27 protein-coding genes are annotated in these 19,717 nt (G+C 39.6%); 9 read left to right on the forward strand and 18 right to left on the reverse strand.

All coding sequences use genetic code 11. From position 1 onward, the window contains the following. The 9 genes from ADHAQ_RS25075 to ADHAQ_RS0108765 all read right to left on the reverse strand — a co-directional run. On the reverse strand, nucleotides 1-569 hold a 569-nt coding region (locus ADHAQ_RS25075), incomplete at its 3' end, for a hypothetical protein (RefSeq protein WP_051359807.1). Beyond that, entirely contained in the window at nucleotides 562-786 is a 225-nt protein-coding gene (locus ADHAQ_RS0108730; protein WP_026462603.1) for a hypothetical protein, read from the reverse strand. The genes ADHAQ_RS0108730 and ADHAQ_RS25075, both read right to left, overlap by 8 nt. Before the next feature lies 1 nt (nucleotide 787). Continuing rightward, nucleotides 788-1,135: a hypothetical protein gene (locus ADHAQ_RS0108735; RefSeq protein WP_026462604.1), complete on the reverse strand. Its 348-nt coding sequence runs from the start codon at nucleotides 1,133-1,135 to the stop codon at nucleotides 788-790. Nucleotides 1,136-1,146: 11 nt separating this feature from the next. Next, complete coding sequence (locus ADHAQ_RS0108740) at nucleotides 1,147-1,395, reverse strand: hypothetical protein (protein ID WP_026462605.1); 249 nt, start codon at nucleotides 1,393-1,395, stop codon at nucleotides 1,147-1,149. A gap of 2 nt (nucleotides 1,396-1,397) precedes the next feature. Beyond that, nucleotides 1,398-1,790: a hypothetical protein gene (locus tag ADHAQ_RS0108745; protein WP_026462606.1), complete on the reverse strand. Its 393-nt coding sequence runs from the start codon at nucleotides 1,788-1,790 to the stop codon at nucleotides 1,398-1,400. A gap of 59 nt (nucleotides 1,791-1,849) precedes the next feature. Then, complete coding sequence (locus ADHAQ_RS0108750; RefSeq protein ID WP_026462607.1) at nucleotides 1,850-2,302, reverse strand: hypothetical protein; 453 nt, start codon at nucleotides 2,300-2,302, stop codon at nucleotides 1,850-1,852. 178 nt (nucleotides 2,303-2,480) lie between these two features. Continuing rightward, on the reverse strand, nucleotides 2,481-2,747 hold the full coding sequence (locus ADHAQ_RS0108755) for a hypothetical protein (protein WP_026462608.1): 267 nt from the start codon (nucleotides 2,745-2,747) through the stop codon (nucleotides 2,481-2,483). A 2-nt stretch (nucleotides 2,748-2,749) separates the two neighbouring features. Continuing rightward, nucleotides 2,750-3,496: a KilA-N domain-containing protein gene (locus ADHAQ_RS27190; protein ID WP_051359808.1), complete on the reverse strand. Its 747-nt coding sequence runs from the start codon at nucleotides 3,494-3,496 to the stop codon at nucleotides 2,750-2,752. Next, nucleotides 3,496-3,735: a hypothetical protein gene (locus ADHAQ_RS0108765; RefSeq protein ID WP_026462609.1), complete on the reverse strand. Its 240-nt coding sequence runs from the start codon at nucleotides 3,733-3,735 to the stop codon at nucleotides 3,496-3,498. Before ADHAQ_RS0108765 ends, ADHAQ_RS27190 begins: the two co-directional genes overlap by 1 nt. Nucleotides 3,736-3,805: 70 nt before the next feature. Between ADHAQ_RS0108765 and ADHAQ_RS0108770 the strand changes: the two genes are divergently transcribed. From ADHAQ_RS0108770 to ADHAQ_RS0108780, 3 genes are read left to right on the forward strand one after another with little or no spacing between them, the layout of a single operon-like run. Next, entirely contained in the window at nucleotides 3,806-4,711 is a 906-nt protein-coding gene (locus tag ADHAQ_RS0108770; protein ID WP_211240580.1) for a S24 family peptidase, read from the forward strand. A 23-nt stretch (nucleotides 4,712-4,734) separates the two neighbouring features. Beyond that, on the forward strand, nucleotides 4,735-5,448 hold the full coding sequence (locus ADHAQ_RS0108775) for an HAD family hydrolase (RefSeq protein ID WP_026462611.1): 714 nt from the start codon (nucleotides 4,735-4,737) through the stop codon (nucleotides 5,446-5,448). A gap of 12 nt (nucleotides 5,449-5,460) precedes the next feature. After that, entirely contained in the window at nucleotides 5,461-5,730 is a 270-nt protein-coding gene (locus ADHAQ_RS0108780) for a hypothetical protein (protein ID WP_026462612.1), read from the forward strand. Here the strand turns inward: ADHAQ_RS0108780 and ADHAQ_RS0108785 are convergent. Further along, nucleotides 5,677-7,026 carry a site-specific integrase gene (locus ADHAQ_RS0108785; protein WP_157433380.1) on the reverse strand — a complete coding sequence of 450 codons (1,350 nt, stop codon included), beginning with the start codon at nucleotides 7,024-7,026 and terminating at the stop codon, nucleotides 5,677-5,679. The two genes, ADHAQ_RS0108780 and ADHAQ_RS0108785, sit on opposite strands and share 54 nt — an antisense overlap. 127 nt (nucleotides 7,027-7,153) lie before the next feature. Here ADHAQ_RS0108785 and ADHAQ_RS0108790 point away from each other — a divergent pair, with 127 nt between their 5' ends. Beyond that, on the forward strand, nucleotides 7,154-7,432 hold the full coding sequence (locus ADHAQ_RS0108790) for a hypothetical protein (RefSeq protein WP_026462614.1): 279 nt from the start codon (nucleotides 7,154-7,156) through the stop codon (nucleotides 7,430-7,432). Between the two features lie 79 nt (nucleotides 7,433-7,511). Here ADHAQ_RS0108790 and ADHAQ_RS0108795 read toward each other — a convergent pair whose 3' ends face one another. Then, nucleotides 7,512-8,135, reverse strand: coding sequence for a c-type cytochrome (locus ADHAQ_RS0108795; protein WP_026462615.1), 624 nt, complete (start codon nucleotides 8,133-8,135; stop codon nucleotides 7,512-7,514). A 337-nt stretch (nucleotides 8,136-8,472) separates the two neighbouring features. Between ADHAQ_RS0108795 and ppnP the strand changes: the two genes are divergently transcribed. The 3 genes from ppnP to ADHAQ_RS0108810 all read left to right on the forward strand — a co-directional run bounded on the left by ppnP (nucleotide 8,473) and on the right by ADHAQ_RS0108810 (nucleotide 10,501). Beyond that, the gene (gene ppnP, locus ADHAQ_RS0108800; protein ID WP_026462616.1) at nucleotides 8,473-8,754 is read left to right on the forward strand and encodes a pyrimidine/purine nucleoside phosphorylase; all 282 of its coding nucleotides are present in this window, start codon (nucleotides 8,473-8,475) and stop codon (nucleotides 8,752-8,754) included. Between the two features lie 194 nt (nucleotides 8,755-8,948). After that, entirely contained in the window at nucleotides 8,949-9,686 is a 738-nt protein-coding gene (locus ADHAQ_RS0108805; protein WP_026462617.1) for an SDR family oxidoreductase, read from the forward strand. Nucleotides 9,687-9,793: 107 nt separating this feature from the next. Beyond that, entirely contained in the window at nucleotides 9,794-10,501 is a 708-nt protein-coding gene (locus tag ADHAQ_RS0108810; protein ID WP_026462618.1) for a DsbA family oxidoreductase, read from the forward strand. A gap of 47 nt (nucleotides 10,502-10,548) precedes the next feature. Here the strand turns inward: ADHAQ_RS0108810 and ADHAQ_RS0108815 are convergent, their stop codons facing one another. Continuing rightward, entirely contained in the window at nucleotides 10,549-11,148 is a 600-nt protein-coding gene (locus ADHAQ_RS0108815; RefSeq protein WP_026462619.1) for a porin family protein, read from the reverse strand. 204 nt (nucleotides 11,149-11,352) lie between these two features. Between ADHAQ_RS0108815 and ADHAQ_RS0108820 the strand changes: the two genes are divergently transcribed. Further along, complete coding sequence (locus tag ADHAQ_RS0108820) at nucleotides 11,353-11,814, forward strand: DinB family protein (protein WP_026462620.1); 462 nt, start codon at nucleotides 11,353-11,355, stop codon at nucleotides 11,812-11,814. Between the two features lie 15 nt (nucleotides 11,815-11,829). On the opposite strand, the gene ADHAQ_RS0108825 is transcribed toward ADHAQ_RS0108820, so the two are convergent. The 6 genes from ADHAQ_RS0108825 to ADHAQ_RS0108850 all read right to left on the reverse strand — a co-directional run bounded on the left by ADHAQ_RS0108825 (nucleotide 11,830) and on the right by ADHAQ_RS0108850 (nucleotide 18,528). Beyond that, nucleotides 11,830-13,617: a DUF885 domain-containing protein gene (locus ADHAQ_RS0108825; protein ID WP_051359809.1), complete on the reverse strand. Its 1,788-nt coding sequence runs from the start codon at nucleotides 13,615-13,617 to the stop codon at nucleotides 11,830-11,832. Between the two features lie 25 nt (nucleotides 13,618-13,642). After that, complete coding sequence (locus tag ADHAQ_RS27620) at nucleotides 13,643-13,864, reverse strand: DUF2905 domain-containing protein (RefSeq protein WP_071781102.1); 222 nt, start codon at nucleotides 13,862-13,864, stop codon at nucleotides 13,643-13,645. 63 nt (nucleotides 13,865-13,927) lie between these two features. After that, complete coding sequence (locus ADHAQ_RS0108835; protein ID WP_026462622.1) at nucleotides 13,928-14,539, reverse strand: hypothetical protein; 612 nt, start codon at nucleotides 14,537-14,539, stop codon at nucleotides 13,928-13,930. 11 nt (nucleotides 14,540-14,550) lie between these two features. Next, nucleotides 14,551-15,387, reverse strand: coding sequence for a metallophosphoesterase family protein (locus ADHAQ_RS0108840; protein ID WP_026462623.1), 837 nt, complete (start codon nucleotides 15,385-15,387; stop codon nucleotides 14,551-14,553). Nucleotides 15,388-15,505: 118 nt separating this feature from the next. Beyond that, complete coding sequence (locus ADHAQ_RS0108845; RefSeq protein WP_026462624.1) at nucleotides 15,506-17,938, reverse strand: DNA topoisomerase 3; 2,433 nt, start codon at nucleotides 17,936-17,938, stop codon at nucleotides 15,506-15,508. A gap of 185 nt (nucleotides 17,939-18,123) precedes the next feature. Next, nucleotides 18,124-18,528, reverse strand: a complete 405-nt coding sequence (locus tag ADHAQ_RS0108850; protein WP_026462625.1) for a hypothetical protein — start codon at nucleotides 18,526-18,528, stop codon at nucleotides 18,124-18,126. Nucleotides 18,529-18,796: 268 nt separating this feature from the next. Here ADHAQ_RS0108850 and ADHAQ_RS0108855 point away from each other — a divergent pair, with 268 nt between their 5' ends. Then, complete coding sequence (locus ADHAQ_RS0108855) at nucleotides 18,797-19,651, forward strand: hypothetical protein (RefSeq protein ID WP_026462626.1); 855 nt, start codon at nucleotides 18,797-18,799, stop codon at nucleotides 19,649-19,651. Nucleotides 19,652-19,717 lie beyond the last annotated feature (66 nt).

Consider the following 19,717-nt stretch of genomic DNA (forward strand, 5'->3'; position numbering starts at 1 on the left):
TGAATAAGGGTAACAATAAGCTCCTTTTGTTTATCGGTAGCTGGTTCCGGTGTTGGTGGTGCTGCTTGCTTAGGAGTTTCCTGTTTAGGAGCTTCTGCTGTATTGGATTGGAAGTCCATTTCCTCTGCCGGCGTAGCTTCGTAACCGGCTGCCTTCATCAGGAAACCTAAAGGCAAACGATAAGCTTTACCAGTAGCTCTGGTTTGTGCCATGGATGCAATTGCATATTCATCAAAGAACTTCTTACCCTTTTCTTTATTAGAACACACTGCAAACCCACGACCTACCACTGTATTAGTGTGGATATTTAGAAGCTCAACTACAGCCCTATATTTAACCTCCTCATTAGTGCTTTCATTAATCAGGTCAGTAACAACCGGACATAAGCCCATACTCATACCGGCAAAAGTCCAGGCTTCAACCAGTACATATTCTTTGCCCTGAATATTCATGCAAAGCTTTTTATCCTTGATGAACTTAGCCAGTTCATTGGATAGATTCATAATGGAACTGGCAGAAGCAAGGGAGTATTCCTGCATTTTGCTTTGTTTAGCTGGTTTATTATCCATGACAAACAGGTTTAGATTGTTTTTGCTGAATTACTTTTGCTTCTCTTTGCTTAATGCCCTGCGTCAGTGCGTTGATCATTTCAGCCGCACTAGCCTCCGTGGTACCGTTGATCATCCCGGCAAATTGCTCCCGTTCATGGGCATTAATTACCGGGTTCTTAATAAGAGCTAAGAGCTGCTCTTTCTGTTCTTTGGTAGAGTATTTTGAATTAGCCATGTTAGTTTGCTGTAGATGAATTGGTGATAAATAATTGGTGCTGCTCGTATTCAGCCTCCGTGATAAGTTGGTAGCCGAACTGCCCATAGGAATTACAAATCAGGTGATCCACTACTATCAACTGCTCCTTGGAAGTAACCAGATGGCTTTCCTTTTCTTCTGTGGTATCAGTTAGAAACTCAGCCTGGTATTGGCTGATAATTTTCAGGTAGTCGCTGCATTTCCGTTTGAGGTAAACCGGGAAGACAATCTCTTTCCCGGTCACATCTTTTAGCTTTGGTTTAGCGGAAGAAAACAGGTGGCTGATATAGGCCAGAACCTGAGCTGATGCAATAGTGGTGTTTTGCATATTTCTAAGATTTAAGCGGCTTGTTCTGTATAGACTGAAAACTTTTCCTGTAGCTTAACCTTCAGGTTATCACACATCTCCCTTAGGGATCTCTCCTTGCTATGAATGACATACCCATCAAAGAATAGGGTACACTCATGGAATTCAGAAAAATTGCCATTGGAATGCATAATCAGGTAGATGTTGTAGGCGCTAAGCTCGAAGCCGGGATAGTGGCGGCCTAACTGGTTAAGGGCAATCAAGATGTACTTATTGTGCATGGCTATTTAGCAGTTGAAATGTGATACAATTCATCAAAAAAAGGCGCCTTAATAATCTCATTACCAAGCTTCATCATTAGGTCTTTCTCTTCGCGGAATACCCCTACCGGGCTTTCATTGTTGATGTGAATGGTGATGTCGTTTTTATCCTTACTTAATTGACCTTCTTTATGGAATAAGGAATTTTCCTTAGGATCTAGGCGCCAATAGGCCATTAACTCATCCTCCATAAAGCGTAATAACTTTTTAATTTTGGCTCGGATTTTCTCAGCTTCTTTTTCTTTTTCGCTGATTTCTCTGCTTAGGAAAAGAACCGGAACACCAATAGATTTAGCTTGGGTAAGCTCCTGAAAAGATGGAGCATAGTTCATTGGGTACAAATAAGAATTTTGCATAATTGTAAGATTATAAGGGTTGATAAAACTTTATGATTATAGTGTCGTATTGAGATGTATTAAGCCGCTAATTCCAGCTCACAGATATAATTCCGGTTTATAAAATCCAGCACATCTTTATAGAATACCCGGAAATCAGTTTTGCTCCCTGGTATTGATTTAATGTGAAGGTTATAATGCTCCTCTCCTTTTTTTCGGTTGATATTCTGCCGGATAATGGTTTCTGAACAATTCAGCAGATCAGCTATCTGATATACCGCCAACTCCAAATGATTAGGAATTAAATAAGGATAAGACGTTATCTCCCAGGATGGACGAAGCTTTTTCAGGTATTTAGCTACATCGGTATTTAAGCATCTGGCCTGAGATTCAGATATTTTAAAAGCCCGTAAAAAGTTTGGCTCGTAAGGCATCCGGTGAGCATCATTCCACGGTGTTTGAGGACTGCAATCACGAATGATAGCAATATCATTAAACCGATAAGCAAAACGATCTAGGTTGATAGCTTCCATGACTAAGCAGTTATAAGATTAATGAGTAATTGAGTGCCTGTTCCATATATTAAGGCGAATAGAAGCCCATAAATCCAGTACTTCCAGCTTCCCTTGTGCAACTGGTACAGGTAAGCTAAAAAGGCTGTAGAGAATAAAAAGCTGATAAAGGTTAGGACAATCCACATGGCTAGGTTAGTTAATAAGTGAATACTATTTTGATAAGCCCGTTTAGCTGAGATATTTCGCTCATCTTCCAAGGCTCCGGAATAAACAAGTCCCCTGCTTCCAGCACCTTGCAAGGGCTGGTAACTACCCGGATAATGGTAGTAGCAGGAACCAGCAGGTATAAGCGGCCCGGCTCTTTATCTCTGGGGTTATAGACATAGCCAGTAGTTGACAGGCTTTCCAGAAAATCAGCCGTGTTTTTTACAAAGCTGCTTAGGTGGGTGTTTAAGGCATCCATGATTAGGCAGCGTTTCGGGATTGTATAATTGTTTTAGCTACCAACCTTGCAGTATTGTAGCACTCGTATTCACACTCCTTGTTACCCTGAAGGCCCTTTTTTTCAATGTTATCAGCAGCTAATAATTCAGTAAAGCGGATAGCAGCTAATTCCGTTTCGGTCATATGTTCACGGGTATTGGCTTTTACAGGTAAGTTTTTCTTTTCCCGTACTAATTGAGCACCACCTCCATACATGGGAGTAAGAATAGCATTAGTACAATCTCTGAAACCAATACCCTTTACCCCGTGGGCGGCAAGAGATGCACAAAAAGCAAGACGGGCAACTTTGCCGTTCAAACGTTCAGCAATCCAGTTATCAGACTTGCCGTGTTTTTTGTAGGTTCTGATACCACGATCAATAATCAGATCAGGGTTCTTCTCTTCTTCTATCCGTTCCAAGAAGACTTGGTTAACTGTCAGGTGAAGTTCAGGCGATAGATACTTAGCATAAGCCAACGCGATTTGTTTATGAGCGAATGTGCCACCTCCCTTCCCTTTTTTAGATTTTATAATACGTTCTGAGGACGTATTTAAAATTCCAGCAGCAGTATCTATTAATGTCTGTGTTGCATCTTGTCTCAACCAAGCATTAGGATTTGAAAAGCGATCATTACCTGAAGCTTTCCAAAGGTCAGTTAAACTAATCCGGCCTTCTCCATCTTTGGAGATTTCAACACCGGCAAATGAGAATGGGATAACGGCTTTCATCAGGCAACTGCTTTAACTGGTGATGGGTAATTCTTTTCTAAAAAGGCAAGCCGTTGCTTATAAGCCTTTGAATCCGTAGCCATTGCTAATCTTTCAATAGCAGGCCAATATTTAGAGTTAGTCTTCTCAAGTTTTACAACCCGGCTAATGTTGGCCGGATCAACTCTGAGTTCTTTAGCCAGAATCATAGTAAAATCTTCTGGCATGATTTCCCGAACTGTTTTAGGTTCCATTTTCATTTCTTATCTTGGCTTGTTGTAATTGTTATTGCTGTAATTGTTATCAAATATACGCAATTGTTTCAATCAAGTGCAACAATTATTTCAAAATATTTCGCAATTGTTTCAATCTAATTTGCAAGTGTCTATAAATCAGCGAATAAAAATTCTTCTTGATAGGTATTCAAACGATAATGTTTTAGGATTTTCTAAAATGATTGGTGTTTCACACACAACAATTGCCACATTATTACCAGGAAGTAGAGAGAGTAAACCGGGTTTTGAAATAATTGCGAAACTATTAGATAGATTTCCTGAAATATCTGCGGAATGGCTTGTTCGAGGAGAAGGAGATATGTTTAAATCAAATAAGCATACCCCTATAGCAACAGAATTAAGAACAACAGATGAAGTTATTATAATCACGCCTGACACTTCAGATTCGGTAATGGTGCCTATGATTGATATGAAGGCAGCAGCTAATTACTTATCCGGTTACCAGTCTTCAGGTTATTATAACAGCCTAGGTCATACAACCCTGCCCGGCTATATGGCCAGAGGAGGAACCCATTATTGGCTACAGGTAAAGGGAGATAGTATGGAAACTACCCTATTTGAAGGTGACTGGCTGCTTTGCGAACAAATACCCAAAGACCAATGGGAAACCGCAGAAGACTTTAATATATATGTGGTAGTAAGTAAAGATAGAGGGGTTCAGGTAAAGCGGATCAAGAACAGGCTTAGGTCTAAAGGCTTTCTGCGTTGTCGCTCTGACAACCGGGCACATAAGCCTTATTCAGTTGTGCATGATGATGTACTAGGCCTTTGGAAAGTGAAATGGTATCTGTCCAACTATATGCCTAACCGGAATGAGGATCTATTTAATAAGGTAGATACGGTTGAAGAAAATATAGAAGACCTACGGGCCTTAACAGAGCAGTTGATGGAGGAAATGAATAGAATGAAAAAGCAATTACCACCTAAAGGTGCGGAATAAGTTAAATTGTTAAATCTATTGATATGTCAATTTTTGATACAACTGCCCTTTCTCCAAACAGACCTACAAAAAAGGAAATAAGTAAAAACAATCCAGATTACACTCTTCATATATTTTGTTTTGAAGAAGAGATTAAAGGCGACAGAGAGTGCAATTTATATATCCTTAAATGGCTTGTAGAATCAGGCGCTGAGATTGATGTATATACTCCGGTTTTCATTGTCCAGGTTGGAGAGTCCTACGGGAAAGACAAGTTGATGAAATGGACTACTCAGAATTACCTGTCCACAGGTAACGGTAAATTTTATCCTAGAAAAGCCATTGGTGAACAGATAAAAAATGGAGACATCCTGTATGCCACCTTCAAGGAAACCTACCCTATTAAAAATACAACCCCTACACCGTCCATGCCAAAACTTTACAACGAAGATATAGAAACCCAGATCAGGAACCGCTTTATCCAAAAAGTTGATAACCTGATTGCTGCTGGCTTAGCTGATACTTATGCGGACATTTGCCGCAGCATCAATATTAAGACGGCCTCCCTAAATCAGATTAAATCAGGCAAGTCTAAACCTACACTGGAAATGCTCTATAATTTACAATCTGTTTATGGCATACTGGCTGAAGATATTTTGTTTGAAAAACCTCCTAAACCAGATGTGCAGCTCCTTACTCAGCAGATTAAAAAACTACAAGGAGGTTTAGATGAAATCCTGTCCAGTATAAAACAGTAAATCCTTTCAATTATGCAAACCCTTTTCTTTTCACCACCAAACTTTTCCAGCCAGAAACACCAGGCCCAATATGATGCCCATACCCTAGCCATTATTACCAGACTTAGAAGCTTGGAATGCTGGGTAAGAAGTTTAATGATTGCCGATGCTTATACCGCTGACGATATCCAATTAGCCAGCCGCAAAGCAAAGGCTTATAATTACCAGCTCCATTACCGTAAAAAGCGTTTAGCTATTGCCAATAAAAAAATAATCCTGTTTATTCCCTTCAGCCTCAATTAAATTCCAGGCACTCAATAATTCATCCGCAATGATACCGGGTGCTACCTTTGTATAAGGATCATTCTTAAACTTATGCCCTAAAAGCTTTTCCTTTAAAGCATCATTCCGGGTAACCTCAAATATACGGCTGGCTCCTGTTTGCCGGGAATTGTGACCCGAAATTACCTGATGCAAAGGTACCAGTTTCCCTTTGTATAATACCTTGCGTTCTAACTTCGCTTCCTGCGTTGCTTCCTTTAACCGCTTCCAGTAATACCAATTATTAAAAGATCCATCCTGGTTCCGGGGTATCGGAATACGGCCGTACCTATCAATTAATGCCTGTGCCATTGGTGGAATAGGTATATAAGTGGTATACTCCGTTTTAACCTGCTTTTTTATAATGGCTTTAAAGGCTCCGTGTTTCCGGGTATTTATTTCTAAATAACTGGCTGGGGTCAAGCTGGTTAAATCCGACCACCGCAAACACAACTGGCAATTAATAACAAAGGTGTGCGCCGCCTCCGCTACCAACGGATCAGCATACATCGTATCTTTCAGTTTTAAAACTTCCGGCCAGTACAAATCAAAGGTTTCTGTTTCGGCAGCACTCACCACCTCAATCCACTCCGATGGCAATTGATGTTCTTTGAGGATCTTCTTTAAGTTGGACTGAAGCAGCCGGATAGAATTAGAAGAACGTATTTCACTTTCCGCATAAATAAACTGATAGAACTCAGGCAACCATTCTTTATCTATATCCTGCGCTTTGGTTTGCTCACTAAATTTGGTTATCCAACCTACGGTTGTACGCATGGCCACATAGGTATTAAGCCCTTTTATCTGGCTCTTAAGTTCTTCCTTTCCGCGAAGATTGTACCGCTCCTTATGCAACACCTGTTTTTTCCAGTCCTGGTAAACCTGGTTATTCTCGGCATTTACATCCAGGTGGTTTAGCTTATTTTTGGAGGCCAGAAACTCCCACCGCCATTGGTTAAACCAATCTTTTATATTGCCGTTATCCTTTACTTTTCGGGCTGGATTAATAATGGTTTGAAGAACAGACAAAGTAAATTCCTTTGGCCGGTTTTCATACTGGATGGCTTCATTAAAAATACGCCCGTCCAGGTCAATTAATTTGGTTCGGATGTATTCGTAACGGGGGTGCTTAGTGGAAACGAAAGGTTTGTCTTTTAACCAGTATTTCGGGTTAACAGAAATTCCGGTAGAAGCCCGGATTTTAAAAGGGGAAACCCAAACCATGACAACTGTTTTTTTTGCCTTGGGTTTATCGGGATAAAGATAGACACTTATCATAACTACTGATACAACTACTGATATACAAAACTAACATTATATCAATAACTTGTACAAGTGGCTCAAATAAAAGTGCCTTACAAGCGTAAAAACAAAGTATTTTTAATAAGTTATTAAGATCAATCTTATGAGAGACATATCGGAATTTATTTATGGCGAAGAATATGCCCAAAAGAACCAGAATTTTGAGAAAGCTATGGAAAGTATAGAAGAAAAACATGCTGATTTCTTCAACAAACGTCCACCGCAAAACGAAACCGAAGAGCATGATCGGCTGCATAATCATTATGCTTTGCGTACAGCTTCCGGGCAGGTGGAGCTCCATTTTAATGCAGGCTCCGATTTACCTGAAGAAATAAAACAGGAATGTAAAGATACCTTTCATCAAATATGGAAGTATGAATAATAAAGTAATTGCTTAAGCTAATGCACAAAAAAAGGGGATGATAAACTCCCCTTTTTTATTTTATATTTTTAACTAAATCTTAACGTAAAGACAAAATATAACGTGCCATTTCTTTAGCATCGCCCTGCGATAAGGTTGGGTGCGGACTCATTGGTACTTCGCCCCAATTACCGGCGCCACCTTTTATAATTTTTGTAGCTAAGAAATTTAGGTTTTTCTCATTAGACTCATATTTCTGCGCAACTTCTTTATAAGCCGGGCCTACTAATTTGTTATCTATCTGGTGGCAGGCTAAACAGTCAGATTTGCCAATTAAGGCTTTCCCTTTCTCAACATTAGCGCCACCTGCAGCTGCTTTAGGCTGAGCGGCCGCAGTAGCACCGGCAGCCGGAGTGGTAGTACCCGAAGTTGGCGTTGCGCCTGCAGCCGGAGTAGTAGTACCAGATGTGGCCGTTGCCCCTGCATTGGCTACCGGCGCAGCTTCCGTACTAACAGATGGTGTCTCTGACTCAGAAGCTACTTCTGTAGTACCTCCCTGAGCGTCTGTTCCGTTTTGTGCGCCATTGCCGCTGGAAGCAGACGAGTTTTCAGTTGGTTTATAATTCGGATCGTAATATTCTTCGCCTGCTTGTTTCTCTGAACTACCGCAGCTTGCTAAGAAAAGCATATTACAAGCCGCCAATGCAAAAATTAATTTCTTCATGATGTTTATTAAATAATTTTAAATTTTAGTTTTAAAGGGACGGTTCCATAAAATTTATGCCCCAAAGGTATTATACTTTTTTATCAAGTTTATACAAATTTCAATTTTGTCATTGAAATTCTACGAGCTTATACGTGTTTTGACATATATTGATATTGCCCTTATTTATATGCACCCAAAATTCTTGCATAAGTTATTATTTTGGCAAAAATTTAATAATTAACAAAATAAAATATTTCTAAAATAATTTTAAAGTCCTTGCCTATATTCGCCGCTTATTAAGAATAATAAAAGTTTTTATCTCTGAAAATTACATAAATACATAAATACATAAATCATGATAAACGTAAACGAATATTTTAGTGGCACGGTGAAATCGTTGGGTTACCAATCACCAGAAGGCAAATCAACAGTTGGGGTAATGGAAGAAGGCGATTATGAGTTTGGTACATCCCAGCACGAAATTATGACCGTAATAGAAGGTGAACTAACTGTTTTATTACCAGGCGATCAGGATTATAAAACTTTCACTAAAGGCCAAACCTTTGAAGTACCGGCTAACGCCTCCTTTAAAGTAAAATCAAAAGGCCAAACAGCTTATTTGTGCCAGTATCGCTAAAATAATTTTGTAAGAGAAATACTTAATACCTGTTTTATTTTGTATTTCTCTTACATTTTCCATTTTACCTCTCCATAGCTCCCCTACCTTTCTCCCAATCCTGCGTATTTTACTCCAGTAAATAAAACTCATTTTTAAGCTAAAAGAAACTATAGGCCCCACGGGAAACTTATAATCTTTGCAATATTTAAAATATGAATTTAGCAGGCAATACAGTACTTATTACCGGAGGGGCATCTGGCATTGGTTTTGCTCTGGCCGAGCGGTTTTTAAAGGCTGGCAGCCAAGTAGCTATTTGTGGTCGGCGAGAAGATAAATTAGCGGAAGCTGGACAAAAATTACCAGGTCTAAAAACTTTTGTCTGCGACATAGGGGCTGAAAGTGACCGACAAAATTTATTTTATTGGGTAAAAGATGAGGTACCACAGGTAAATATACTCTTAAACAATGCCGGGATCCAGCGGCGGGTTCCATATACAGAGTTTGAGGAGAGCTGGCAGGAATTTCAGCAAGAAATCGCCATAAATCTGGAAGCACCTATTCATCTTTCAGCCTTATTTATTCCGCATTTGCAGAAGCAAAATAATTCGGCCATAATCAATGTTACTTCCGGATTAGCTTTTGTGCCGTTGGCCCAGGCGCCGGTATACTCTGCCACCAAAGCGGCCTTGCATTCATTCACGTTATCGTTACGGTACCAATTAGCTAAAACGAATATCAAGGTAATAGAAATTATTCCACCTGCCGTACAAACCGATTTAGGTGGGCCGGGATTACACACCTTTGGCGTACCCTTACCTGATTTTGCCGATGCCATGATGGCAGGGTTAGCCTCCGGGCAGGAAGAGATTGGTTATGGTACCTCCGAAATATCCAGAATGGCCTCCCGGCAAGAGCTGGAACAGGTATTTAACCGAATGAATCCAAGCTAAAAAAAGTGGCACTACCTTTGAGCAATTTACTTAGTCAAAGTTTATCTTCTTCCTATAAGGTAAAAGGTACATCTTGACAGTTTTAATTTATTATTTAAAGAGAAAAAATGAAAATTGATATATGGTCAGATATAGCCTGTCCGTTTTGCTATATCGGGAAACGCAAATTTGAGCAAGCCTTAGAACAATTTCCGCATAAAGACCAGGTGGAAGTAGTGTGGCATAGCTTCCAGTTAGATCCGGAAATGCAATTTGTACCAGGCAAAAGCATCAACGAAGTATTGGCTGAGAAAAAAGGTTGGAGCCCACAACAGGCAAAGCAAATGAATGCCCAGGTAACCGGCATGGCAAAAGAAGTAGGTTTAGACTACAACATGGACCAAACCATTCCGGCTAATACATTCCATGCTCACCGGCTTACTCATTTAGCTGCCAAACACGGGTTACAAGATCAGGCGGAAGAACGTCTTTTCCAGGCTTATTTTATGGAAGGTAAAAACATTGGCGATACTGATACGCTGGTTCAGTTAGGAACAGAAATAGGCTTGGAGGAAGCGCTGGTTCGGCAGACTTTAGAAAATAACTTATTTGCTAATGAAGTAAACCAGGATAGCTTTGAAGCCCAGCAATTAGGCATCAGGGGCGTTCCCTTCTTTGTATTAAACCGCAAATACGGAGTTTCAGGAGCGCAACCCTCTGAATTATTTTTACAAACGCTGGAAAAAGTTTGGGAGGAAGAAAAGCCTGTTATTACGCCTATCACTACGAACGAAGGGCAAGATGCTTCTTGTTCTGATGGGATGTGCGAAGTCTAGTTTATAAAAAAGAGGGGCTGGTAAATCAGCCCCTCTTTTTTATAAACTTATTTGCCAAATAATTTATACCCTAGACTTACCAGAACTTGCTGGTTACCTATATCGTAACTAGTACTTTGGTTGGTATATTCTCTATTAACACGTTCGTACCGTAAATCAGCAGAAAAACTAGATATATCAATGCCAACTCCTGCCTGAAAACCCCAATCCGTTTTGTCTAAATAGTTTTCTATTCGCTCTTCTCCCAATTTCCCATTCATCAGTACTGAAGCCACCGGCCCCGCCTGAATTCTAACTAAGTTTAATAAGCTAAAACCTACCAATACTGGCACATCCAGCCGATTAAACCGTGCTCTTATCTCTTCTACGTTATTGCTGCTTATTTCTTTCCGTTCTAATTTACCTCCAGTAGTTGAAAAATAAGCTTCTGGTTGTACCGTAAACCCTGCTGCTTTTAACCGTACAAAAGCGCCGGCATGGTAACCGGTAATACTTCCTTCATCTTTAAATTGATATAAATTGTTTTTAAGGTTGTTTACATCAACAGTTGAAGAACTTGCCCCTACTTTAAGGCCCAGACTAACTTGAGCTTGCGCAACCATTCCGGTTGTAAGCATAACAAACAAAATAAGTATTCCTTTTTTCATGATTTTGAAAATTATTGGTTGAGTTTACGAAAGTAAAATGATAGGGATTTTTAAAATCTACCAGATTATCCTATCTATTTATCTTTTTAAACTCAACCAATAAACGTACCATTTTGCTAATATTGCTTTCCTAATATTAAGTGGTTTTAATATATTTTTTATAAATCAATTACCTTCTAGGAGAACAGACTATTAATTTCAGACATGGATTACACTTTTCAAATACTTAAAGCTACCCGCACTAATTTCTTAAACCTGATTAATGGCTTATCCCTGGACGCTGTAAATGCCATACCTGCTGGTTTTAATAACAATATTATCTGGAATTTCGGGCACATTATTGCTGCTCAACAAGTATTATGTTATAAAATGAGCCAGGTTACTCCCCGGGTAGAAGAAGAAATTATAACTAAATACCAAAAAGGAACCAAGCCAACAGCCTATGTATCACAAGCCGAACTAGAACTGCTAAAGAGCTATCTTTTTTCAACTATAGATTTTTTAGCTGAAGATTTTGAAAACAATATTTTTAGACCATTTACGCCTTATAAAACCAGTTTAGGCAGCACCGTTTCTTCTATTGAAGGGGCAATTCAGCTTTTACCTATGCACGATGGCTTACACTTAGGTTATGCCATGGCCTTACGAAAACTGGTTCAGAAATAACGGATGAGCTAGTTATCAATCATCCAGCATCAATTCCCTAATGTGGCGGACAGGTGCACTGCCGTAACTTAAAAATTGTTCGTGGAAATTTTTCAAACTAAAGGCTTTTCCTTGTTGCTTTTTTAAGTCCTGGCGTAAATCATGTATTTCGGTAAAGCCGGTAAAATAACTAGCTAATTGTACCTGACTTAAAGTGGCACGCCGCAATTTTTCCTGGGCTTCTGCTTCTTCCTGAAAACCTTCATCCCTTAACATTTTAATAGCTTCTGCCTCTTTAATGTTTTGCACATGCACACCATAATCCAATATAGCATTAAGCGTAACCCGCAAATTCCATTTATACCACATTAGCCACAGTTCCGGCGAGTTGTTTCCGTACCCCTCCTCCAGCATCATTTGCTCAGCATAAACCGCCCATCCCTCAATCATGGCCCCGTTACCTAACACGGCCTTTATTACAGAGGGCGACCGGTTACTATAAATTAATTGGGTATAATGTCCCGGAATGGCTTCATGAATATTCAGGATTTGCATCATATAACGGTTGTATTCGCGCAAATAGCTTTCAGCAGCTTTTGGGGAATATTGCGTTATGGGCATAACATTATAATAGGTTATAGCTTCTTTATCATAAGGGCCAGGAGCGGAAACCGAAGCACCAGCAATCCCCTGCATATAAGGCGGGGTAATCCTGACTTTAAGAGGCTTGGTCGGATCTTGCGTGAGCAGATTTTTAGCATTAACAAATTTTACCAGTTCCGGAATATGATTTTGAATAGCTATCAGAAAAGAGTCTTTAGGAACATGGTTTTGAGAAATCCGGCTTATAAGAGATTTAACAGCGGGTAATCCTTTGGGCATGGGTACACCAGGAAAGTATTTTGGCCAAAGCTCTTCCGTAAGCCGTAGCATCTCCTGGTGCAATTTCCGCTTTCGCAAAACTGCTTTTTGATAAATTTCATTCGCAGTAAAACCTGATTCTAAATCAAAATTAAATTTGCGCGCATACAAAGATGAGCCAATCCGAAAACTCCGGCTTTTACCTGCTGAAACTGCCGGCAATACTTTATATTCTAAATGGCGCAGGTAGTTTTCAATAGCCAGTCGGGTTATTTCTATACGCTGTTTAAGTATTTCCTTTTCGTGGGGAGCCAGATCCGATTTTGCAACTGAATCCTGTAGAGCAGGCCCAAATACAGTTAATGCGCCTTTGTTTTGCAGAATGGCTAATTGGGTATGCTCTAAAGTTGGTTTTTCTAAATTATCTATTGCAGTTTCATAGTATATTATACTTCTTGCTAATTTTTCACCAATAACCCGGAGCCGGTTAGTAAGGTTGTCGTGCCGACTGTTTAGTACTTCAGCCACGCCACTGCCTATATTATACCGGGCCGGATTCCATTTATACTCTTCAAATTCAGTAATTTCCCAAATAGTTTTATTCAGGTGATTCTGAATCATGTAATAATCAGTCCGGTTATTAGGTGAAAGTTTATGTAAGGCATGAGCTTCTAACTCCTTTAGAAATCCCTTGTAAGATCTTTCCAGGTTCTTCCGGTAATTAGCCGTAGGAACAACCAATGCTGTATCGTAATTATGGAAACCCTGAGAACTAGCCCATTCCGGATTTAACCGCCAAAACTTATGTAAAAGATTTTCTTTAAAGGCATCAAAAGCGACATCCTCTTCTGATATAGTATCCGTTCCACCGGTTACACTTTGTTTTGAATCGCATGCCACCAAAAAAATGCCGCTGCTAAACACGAGCGGCCAGAGAACCAGAAGTAAATATTTTTTCATCATGCACCAAGCCAACTTAACTCCCGCTTTAGAAAAGCCTTCGGATAACCCACATAACCGCACTAAACAAGATACTCAGCAACAGCATGCTTACTATTGGGGCGTAAAATTTAAAATTAGGACGCTCAATCCGAATATCACCTGGCAGATTACCAAACCAGTTTAGCTTGTTGCCAAATAACCAGATAATGAGGCCAATAAAAGCAATGCCCAAACCGGCAAATAATATTATTTTCCCTATAGGTTGCATAACTTATAATTCTTAAACAAACCAGTAGTTTATACTTAACTCCTGGCACCTTTAAAGGTTGCTTTAGAAAATAAACCGGGCATTAAACGCCAGATTTAAAATTTTTCCAAAGCCTAAATGCTTGTTATTTAGAAAACTAACCAGGGCTAAATCATGGGTACCAATTTCCGGAGAAAAAGCAATTCGTTTTATACCTGATTGTTGGTTTCCTACTGTTTTACTGATGCTAAATCCCAGATATGGTGTAAACCGAAAGCTGGTAGTCCACCAATAATATCCATCCGGATACCTGGCTGGCCAGGTAGTATGAAATTGGCGGCCTATGGAATAACTAATTCCTGTTCCTATTTTAAGGGGTTCCAGCATGATGCCATTCTTAAACTCCCACAGCACTGGATGGTAAGAGGTTTTAGCCGTTATAATATGGATACTGGTATTGGTTTCGAATCCTGGAGTTATGCCGTATAAAAATTCGGTATCCACCTTGTCCCGTAGGTAGCTATAGCCAGGACCAACCGCTAATAACCCAATGTTGCCGGCAAATTGTATGGCTACATGGTCTGGTAAATACCAGGGCCTGTCGGTATTTGAATTCTGCGAGTCCTGTGCTTTGCCAGAGTGGGCCCTTAATACTAGCAGGGAAAATATAAATAAGGGTAAATATTTTAGCTTCATGGATAATCTGCTTAAAATTTGATTACTTCATAAGTCACCTTTTCACCTATTATAGTCATGAGTACAAAAGATTGCTTTTCCACACTGCCAATAATTAAATAGTTTTGGTTATCGTTGTAAGGCTGCTTAAAACTATGGGTATGTTGGTGCCCATGGATGGAATACTTTACCTTGTAATTCCGAACGATGGAAGCAAATGGCTCTTCTTTAGCCCTATTATAATCAGGATCATATGGGGCCACATGACTAACTATAAAGGCATTCTTATAATTATTTACATCTTTCAGGCTGTTTTCCATATAGTCAAAAAGTGGGATATCACTTTCAAACTCCATGGTATTGGTATTCATAAAAACAAACCGGTTGGCCCCAACCTGAAAAGAGAAATCGTAGGGTCCGTACATGTTGCGGTACACTTTTTTCCCATTGGCCACACAATCGTGGTTGCCTAAAACCACGACATAAGGCATGGCTAACTTCTTCAGAATCTGGTGTTGCCATCGGTATTCTTCCAACAAACCAAAATCAGAAATATCTCCGCCATGAATTACAAAGTGAATCCGACTTTTTTTGTTGGCATTAATATCATTAATAACGTTAACTACCTTCTTTGTTTCATCATAAAAACGCTGGGTATCAGAAATCAAAGCTATTCTTAAGGTATCAGTAGCTGTTATACCTAAGGCAGTAATCTTATCAATATTTTTCTGGTTTAAATTTTTTTCGTCAGAAGCCAGTAAAACTTCATTGGGGCTATAATCGAATGGGTCGCAGGAAACGCCCATGAAAAGCAATACCAGTACCAGCAAATAACCCAAGGTCCGCTGGTAAAAATACACTTGTTTCATTTGTAAAAAGTATCAATATCAAAATATTACTATACTTATACTTTTTACCTGAACCTGTAGTTACAAAACAATTATATTCTATATTATTTAAAATCCTAAATAATAAAGTAGCACTTAGTTAATCAAACTGAAATACCACCTTGAATTCACTATTTAACAATAAAGAAGCGTCAAATTTATTTCCGGTTTTGGTTGAAGTAAAACCTTTGATTTTAGGTGTTTTGCCTTTTTGAATAAGATCAGAAAAAGTTTTATCGGAAATGGTTTTACCAGCAATAGCGAAAGGAACAATGAACTGGCAGCCTTCCCGGAACCGGCTGCATCCATAGGCAGATTTACCTTTCAGCATTTGACCCTGTTTACATTTTGGACAAATATTTACCTGGGCAGCTTTCGGAGCTTTTTCCGTTATCTCAAAAAAGAGCTCTTTCCCTTCTACTAACGTTAATACACCATCATTTGCTTTAGCCTCCCCTTCTTCCTTAATACCTTTCAGGGGCAGCTTTCCTTTTTGCAGAAGGGTACTGATTTGTTTTTCTGTTAAGGTTTTATTCTTAAAAACAATAGGAAGCCGGAAGTGACAGTTTTCCTTCCACCGAGAACAGCCATAAGCCGAAGATCCTTTTAATACCGTACCAATTTGGCAAACCGGACACGAACCAATTAATCCGGACGAAGCTTCTTTTTTTTCCTTTTTTTCTCCTTTGGCTGGTGCCTTCTTTTCAGTTGGTGCAGGTGGCGTAGCTTTAGGCTCAATACGGATGGTGCCCCTATCAGCCTTTACCTCCTGTACCATTTCCCCCACAAGTTCTTTTAATTCCCGTAAGAAAGCATCTGAAGTAAAATTGCCGCTTTCTATCTGCCGGAGTTTCCGTTCCCATTGGCCCGTAAGTTCCGGCGATTTTAAAGTCGGGTTCTGGATGATTCCAATTAAATCAATACCAGTTTGAGTAGGAATTATTCTTTTTTTATCTTTCCGGATATATTCCCTCCTGAAAAGAGTTTCAATAATGGCGGCCCGGGTAGAAGGTCGGCCAATACCATTTTCCTTTAATGCCTCTTTTAGGTCTTCGTCTTCTATTTGTCTGCCGGCTGTTTCCATAGCCCGTAACAAAGTTGCTTCGGTAAAATCTTTGGGCGGCGAGGTCATTTTACTATCCAAGCGCGGCTCGTGCGGACCTTGCTCGCCTTTGGTAAAAATAGGCAGGATGGCATTATCTTCTTTCTCTTCGCCTTCCCGCTCTTCTTTATTGGCTGGTTCTTTAGCTTCTTTCTCATAAACCACCCGCCAGCCAGGCTCTAATATCTGCCGACCTTTGGCTTTAAATACATGGCTATCAACCTCAGCTGTTACAGTAGTATTACTAACAATACAATCCGGATAAAATGCAGAAATAAACCGTTTTGTAATAATATCAAAAACTCTGGCTTCTGTATTTCCTAAAGAGGCATTTCCGCCGGTAGGTATAATCGCGTGGTGATCGGTAACTTTATTATTATTAAATACCTTGGTTGTTTTTCGAATTTTCTGACCTAACAACGGTTGCGTTAAAGCACTATAATTGCTTAAATTCTGTAAAATACCCGGAATTTTAGGATACATATCATCTGGCAGGAAGGTGGTATCTACCCGGGGATAAGAAACTACTTTTTTCTCATAAAGGCTTTGAACCGTTTTAAGAGTTTCGTCAGCAGAAAGAGCTAATTTATTATTACATTCTACCTGCAAAGAAGTTAAATCAAAAAGCCGCGGAGGACTTTCGGTACCCTTTTTAATTTCAATGTCGGTAATGGTTAATAGTTTTCCGGTTACCGCTTCTAAAACTTTTAAGGCTTTTTCATGGATGGTAAACTTTCCTTCGGTACTGGAGAAAACGGCTTCACGGTATACGGTCTTTAACTCCCAGAAAGGTTCAGGTTTAAAATTCTCGATTTCGTGGTACCGGTTTACAATCATGGCCAAGGTAGGCGTTTGCACCCGCCCCAGCGATAATAGTTGCCGGCCCTGCGCATATTTCAGCGTAAACAAGCGGGTGGCGTTCATGCCCAGTAACCAATCACCGATGGCCCTGCTTTTTCCAGCCTGGTATAAAGAGTCAAATTCTGCTCCTTCGCGGAGAGCAGAAAAACCTTGGCGGATGGCTTCCTCGGTTAAAGAAGATATCCATAATCTTTTAAAAGGCTTTCTGAATTTTGCTTCCGTTAAAACCCACCGTTGAATAACTTCTCCCTCCTGCCCGGCATCTCCGCAATTAATTACCTCAGTAGCATTTTTTAATAGATCCTTTATAATTTTAAATTGCTTCTGAACGCCTTTGTCCTGCATTAATTTAATTCCAAACTGATCCGGCACCATAGGCAATTCATGTAAACTCCAGCGTTTCCATTCGGGTTTGTAATCTTCCGGCTCCCGCAACTGACAAAAATGACCAAACGTCCAGGTTACCTGGTAACCATTGCCCTCAAAGTAACCATCTTTCTTATTTCGGGCTCCAATTACCTGCGCAATTTCACGCGCTACACTTGGCTTTTCTGCTATACAAACTTTCAATGCTGCTATCCAGGGTAAAACTATTATGCAAAAATAAGAGATTACAGGTATTTCCCACCTCCTTATTTTGTGCAGGCAATGTCTTGGTTTAAAGAACTTAATTTAAATAAGAGCGAACTGTCTGGGGTATAACAAAAAAAGCCGGTATGTAATTACATACCGGCTTTTTTATAAAAATGAAATATTTAGTTACTAATAGTAAATTTAATTTCTTTAGTACCTGTATTATTACGACCATCAATGGTAGTTACAGATAACAGATAATTTCCGGCCGCCAAATTACTCGTATTAAAAGTAGTATCAAGTATTACCGGATTCTTTTTAGGCTGTTTAGAAAACCCCCACAAAGCTTTACTACCATCCTGATTCAGTTGGGTAATATTTACATCTAACTGATTGATATTATCCTTATCAGTGATTTCGGAGTGAATTGCAACGTTTTGGTTTTTAGCAAAAACACTATTTTCATTTGGGGAACTTAGCATAATGTAAGGTGTGGACCCATCAAGCTTGGTGCCATCATCAAACAATTCTTCACAACTCGTTAGGGCTGCCATAGAAACTGCTATTGCTAATAATTTTAACTTCATGTTGTTTTGTAAAGGGTATAACTTAAACCTACAGCCACACAACATAATTAACTTATAAAATAGTTTAGTACTTTTTAAAGAACTTTATCTTACTATTAAAGGAAACGCTTTATAATTTAAAACCATTTGAAAATCAAGATCGTAGCAAGCGCCTCTAAAATGCGGGTATATGCATAAACTTTTAACCTATCCAAGACTTCTCCGTAAATTATAAGACTTGGTTTGCGCCAAGTAGTTAGGTATTATCCACTTAAAATAATATACTACTATGAGAAATTTTGAAAACTCGGACACTTCGTCCTTCAATACGTTTAGGTTTGGTGACGAAAATCCCCGGCGACTAACTCCTTACCAGGCAAGTAACACTAATACCCATATTAACCGGCCTGGCTCCGACCCAAGTACTGATGATCATTATGATCGGAATTCGTTAATGCGCCACCCAAATGAACATATAAATTTGTACGGGAACGAAAATCAGAACCGGAATCAACAACGGCAACAACCCCAACAAAATAGCTGGCAACGCAACCAAAACCAGGAACACCAGAATCAGAATCGTTGGCAAGTTGATCACCGGCAATATAGAAACAATTACGGCAACCATTCCCAGGACCGGGATTACGACCGTCACCGTTCCGGCGACAGTGATTTCTTTGAAAGAACTGGTGACCGGATAAACGAAACTTGGAACCGCTGGACCAATGACGATGATAACCGGTACAACCAGAATCAGAACCGTAACCAGCAGTATAACCAAAACCGAAATTACGACCAAAATAACTATAATAATCAGAACCGGTATTCGCCTGACAATAGGTATCAAAACTTTAATAATCAAGAGCGCGGATACAATGAAAATCGGTATAACCAAAGTCGCCGGAACGAAAACCGGATGGACAATCACGAAGAAGAAGGTTTCTTTAACCGGGTAGGTAATTATATCAGTAATGCCTGGGACCGGATTACAGAAGAGGAAAGAGAAGATAGAGAAAGAGCAAACCGATATGAGCGCAATCACCGGAATGATGATTACCGCTCAAACCGGGGTTCTAACAACTCCAGAAACGATGGTCCGCCATATAATTATGGATCTTCCTCATCCAGAGACTATGAATGGTAACTAATAATAAGTAGATAAAAAAAGCCGCTAAAAATAGCGGCTTTTTTTATCTACTTATTATTTAAA

The sequence above is a fragment of the Adhaeribacter aquaticus DSM 16391 genome (genome assembly GCF_000473365.1).
In the GTDB taxonomy this organism is placed as follows: Bacteria; Bacteroidota; Bacteroidia; order Cytophagales; family Hymenobacteraceae; genus Adhaeribacter; species Adhaeribacter aquaticus.

What these genes read in the sequence shown, in the direction of transcription:
- ADHAQ_RS0108730 (WP_026462603.1), bottom strand. Translation starts at nt 786, where the DNA reads ATGGCTAATTCAAAATACTCTACCAAAGAACAGAAAGAGCAGCTCTTA.
- ADHAQ_RS0108735 (WP_026462604.1), bottom strand. Translation starts at nt 1,135, where the DNA reads ATGCAAAACACCACTATTGCATCAGCTCAGGTTCTGGCCTATATCAGC.
- ADHAQ_RS0108740 (WP_026462605.1), bottom strand. Translation starts at nt 1,395, where the DNA reads ATGCACAATAAGTACATCTTGATTGCCCTTAACCAGTTAGGCCGCCAC.
- ADHAQ_RS0108745 (WP_026462606.1), bottom strand. Translation starts at nt 1,790, where the DNA reads ATGCAAAATTCTTATTTGTACCCAATGAACTATGCTCCATCTTTTCAG.
- ADHAQ_RS0108750 (WP_026462607.1), bottom strand. Translation starts at nt 2,302, where the DNA reads ATGGAAGCTATCAACCTAGATCGTTTTGCTTATCGGTTTAATGATATT.
- ADHAQ_RS0108755 (WP_026462608.1), bottom strand. Translation starts at nt 2,747, where the DNA reads ATGGATGCCTTAAACACCCACCTAAGCAGCTTTGTAAAAAACACGGCT.
- ADHAQ_RS27190 (WP_051359808.1), bottom strand. Translation starts at nt 3,496, where the DNA reads ATGAAAGCCGTTATCCCATTCTCATTTGCCGGTGTTGAAATCTCCAAA.
- ADHAQ_RS0108765 (WP_026462609.1), bottom strand. Translation starts at nt 3,735, where the DNA reads ATGAAAATGGAACCTAAAACAGTTCGGGAAATCATGCCAGAAGATTTT.
- ADHAQ_RS0108775 (WP_026462611.1), top strand. Translation starts at nt 4,735, where the DNA reads ATGTCAATTTTTGATACAACTGCCCTTTCTCCAAACAGACCTACAAAA.
- ADHAQ_RS0108780 (WP_026462612.1), top strand. Translation starts at nt 5,461, where the DNA reads ATGCAAACCCTTTTCTTTTCACCACCAAACTTTTCCAGCCAGAAACAC.
- ADHAQ_RS0108785 (WP_157433380.1), bottom strand. Translation starts at nt 7,026, where the DNA reads ATGATAAGTGTCTATCTTTATCCCGATAAACCCAAGGCAAAAAAAACA.
- ADHAQ_RS0108790 (WP_026462614.1), top strand. Translation starts at nt 7,154, where the DNA reads ATGAGAGACATATCGGAATTTATTTATGGCGAAGAATATGCCCAAAAG.
- ADHAQ_RS0108795 (WP_026462615.1), bottom strand. Translation starts at nt 8,135, where the DNA reads ATGAAGAAATTAATTTTTGCATTGGCGGCTTGTAATATGCTTTTCTTA.
- ppnP (WP_026462616.1), top strand. Translation starts at nt 8,473, where the DNA reads ATGATAAACGTAAACGAATATTTTAGTGGCACGGTGAAATCGTTGGGT.
- ADHAQ_RS0108805 (WP_026462617.1), top strand. Translation starts at nt 8,949, where the DNA reads ATGAATTTAGCAGGCAATACAGTACTTATTACCGGAGGGGCATCTGGC.
- ADHAQ_RS0108810 (WP_026462618.1), top strand. Translation starts at nt 9,794, where the DNA reads ATGAAAATTGATATATGGTCAGATATAGCCTGTCCGTTTTGCTATATC.
- ADHAQ_RS0108815 (WP_026462619.1), bottom strand. Translation starts at nt 11,148, where the DNA reads ATGAAAAAAGGAATACTTATTTTGTTTGTTATGCTTACAACCGGAATG.
- ADHAQ_RS0108820 (WP_026462620.1), top strand. Translation starts at nt 11,353, where the DNA reads ATGGATTACACTTTTCAAATACTTAAAGCTACCCGCACTAATTTCTTA.
- ADHAQ_RS0108825 (WP_051359809.1), bottom strand. Translation starts at nt 13,617, where the DNA reads ATGATGAAAAAATATTTACTTCTGGTTCTCTGGCCGCTCGTGTTTAGC.
- ADHAQ_RS27620 (WP_071781102.1), bottom strand. Translation starts at nt 13,864, where the DNA reads ATGCAACCTATAGGGAAAATAATATTATTTGCCGGTTTGGGCATTGCT.
- ADHAQ_RS0108835 (WP_026462622.1), bottom strand. Translation starts at nt 14,539, where the DNA reads ATGAAGCTAAAATATTTACCCTTATTTATATTTTCCCTGCTAGTATTA.
- ADHAQ_RS0108840 (WP_026462623.1), bottom strand. Translation starts at nt 15,387, where the DNA reads ATGAAACAAGTGTATTTTTACCAGCGGACCTTGGGTTATTTGCTGGTA.
- ADHAQ_RS0108850 (WP_026462625.1), bottom strand. Translation starts at nt 18,528, where the DNA reads ATGAAGTTAAAATTATTAGCAATAGCAGTTTCTATGGCAGCCCTAACG.
- ADHAQ_RS0108855 (WP_026462626.1), top strand. Translation starts at nt 18,797, where the DNA reads ATGAGAAATTTTGAAAACTCGGACACTTCGTCCTTCAATACGTTTAGG.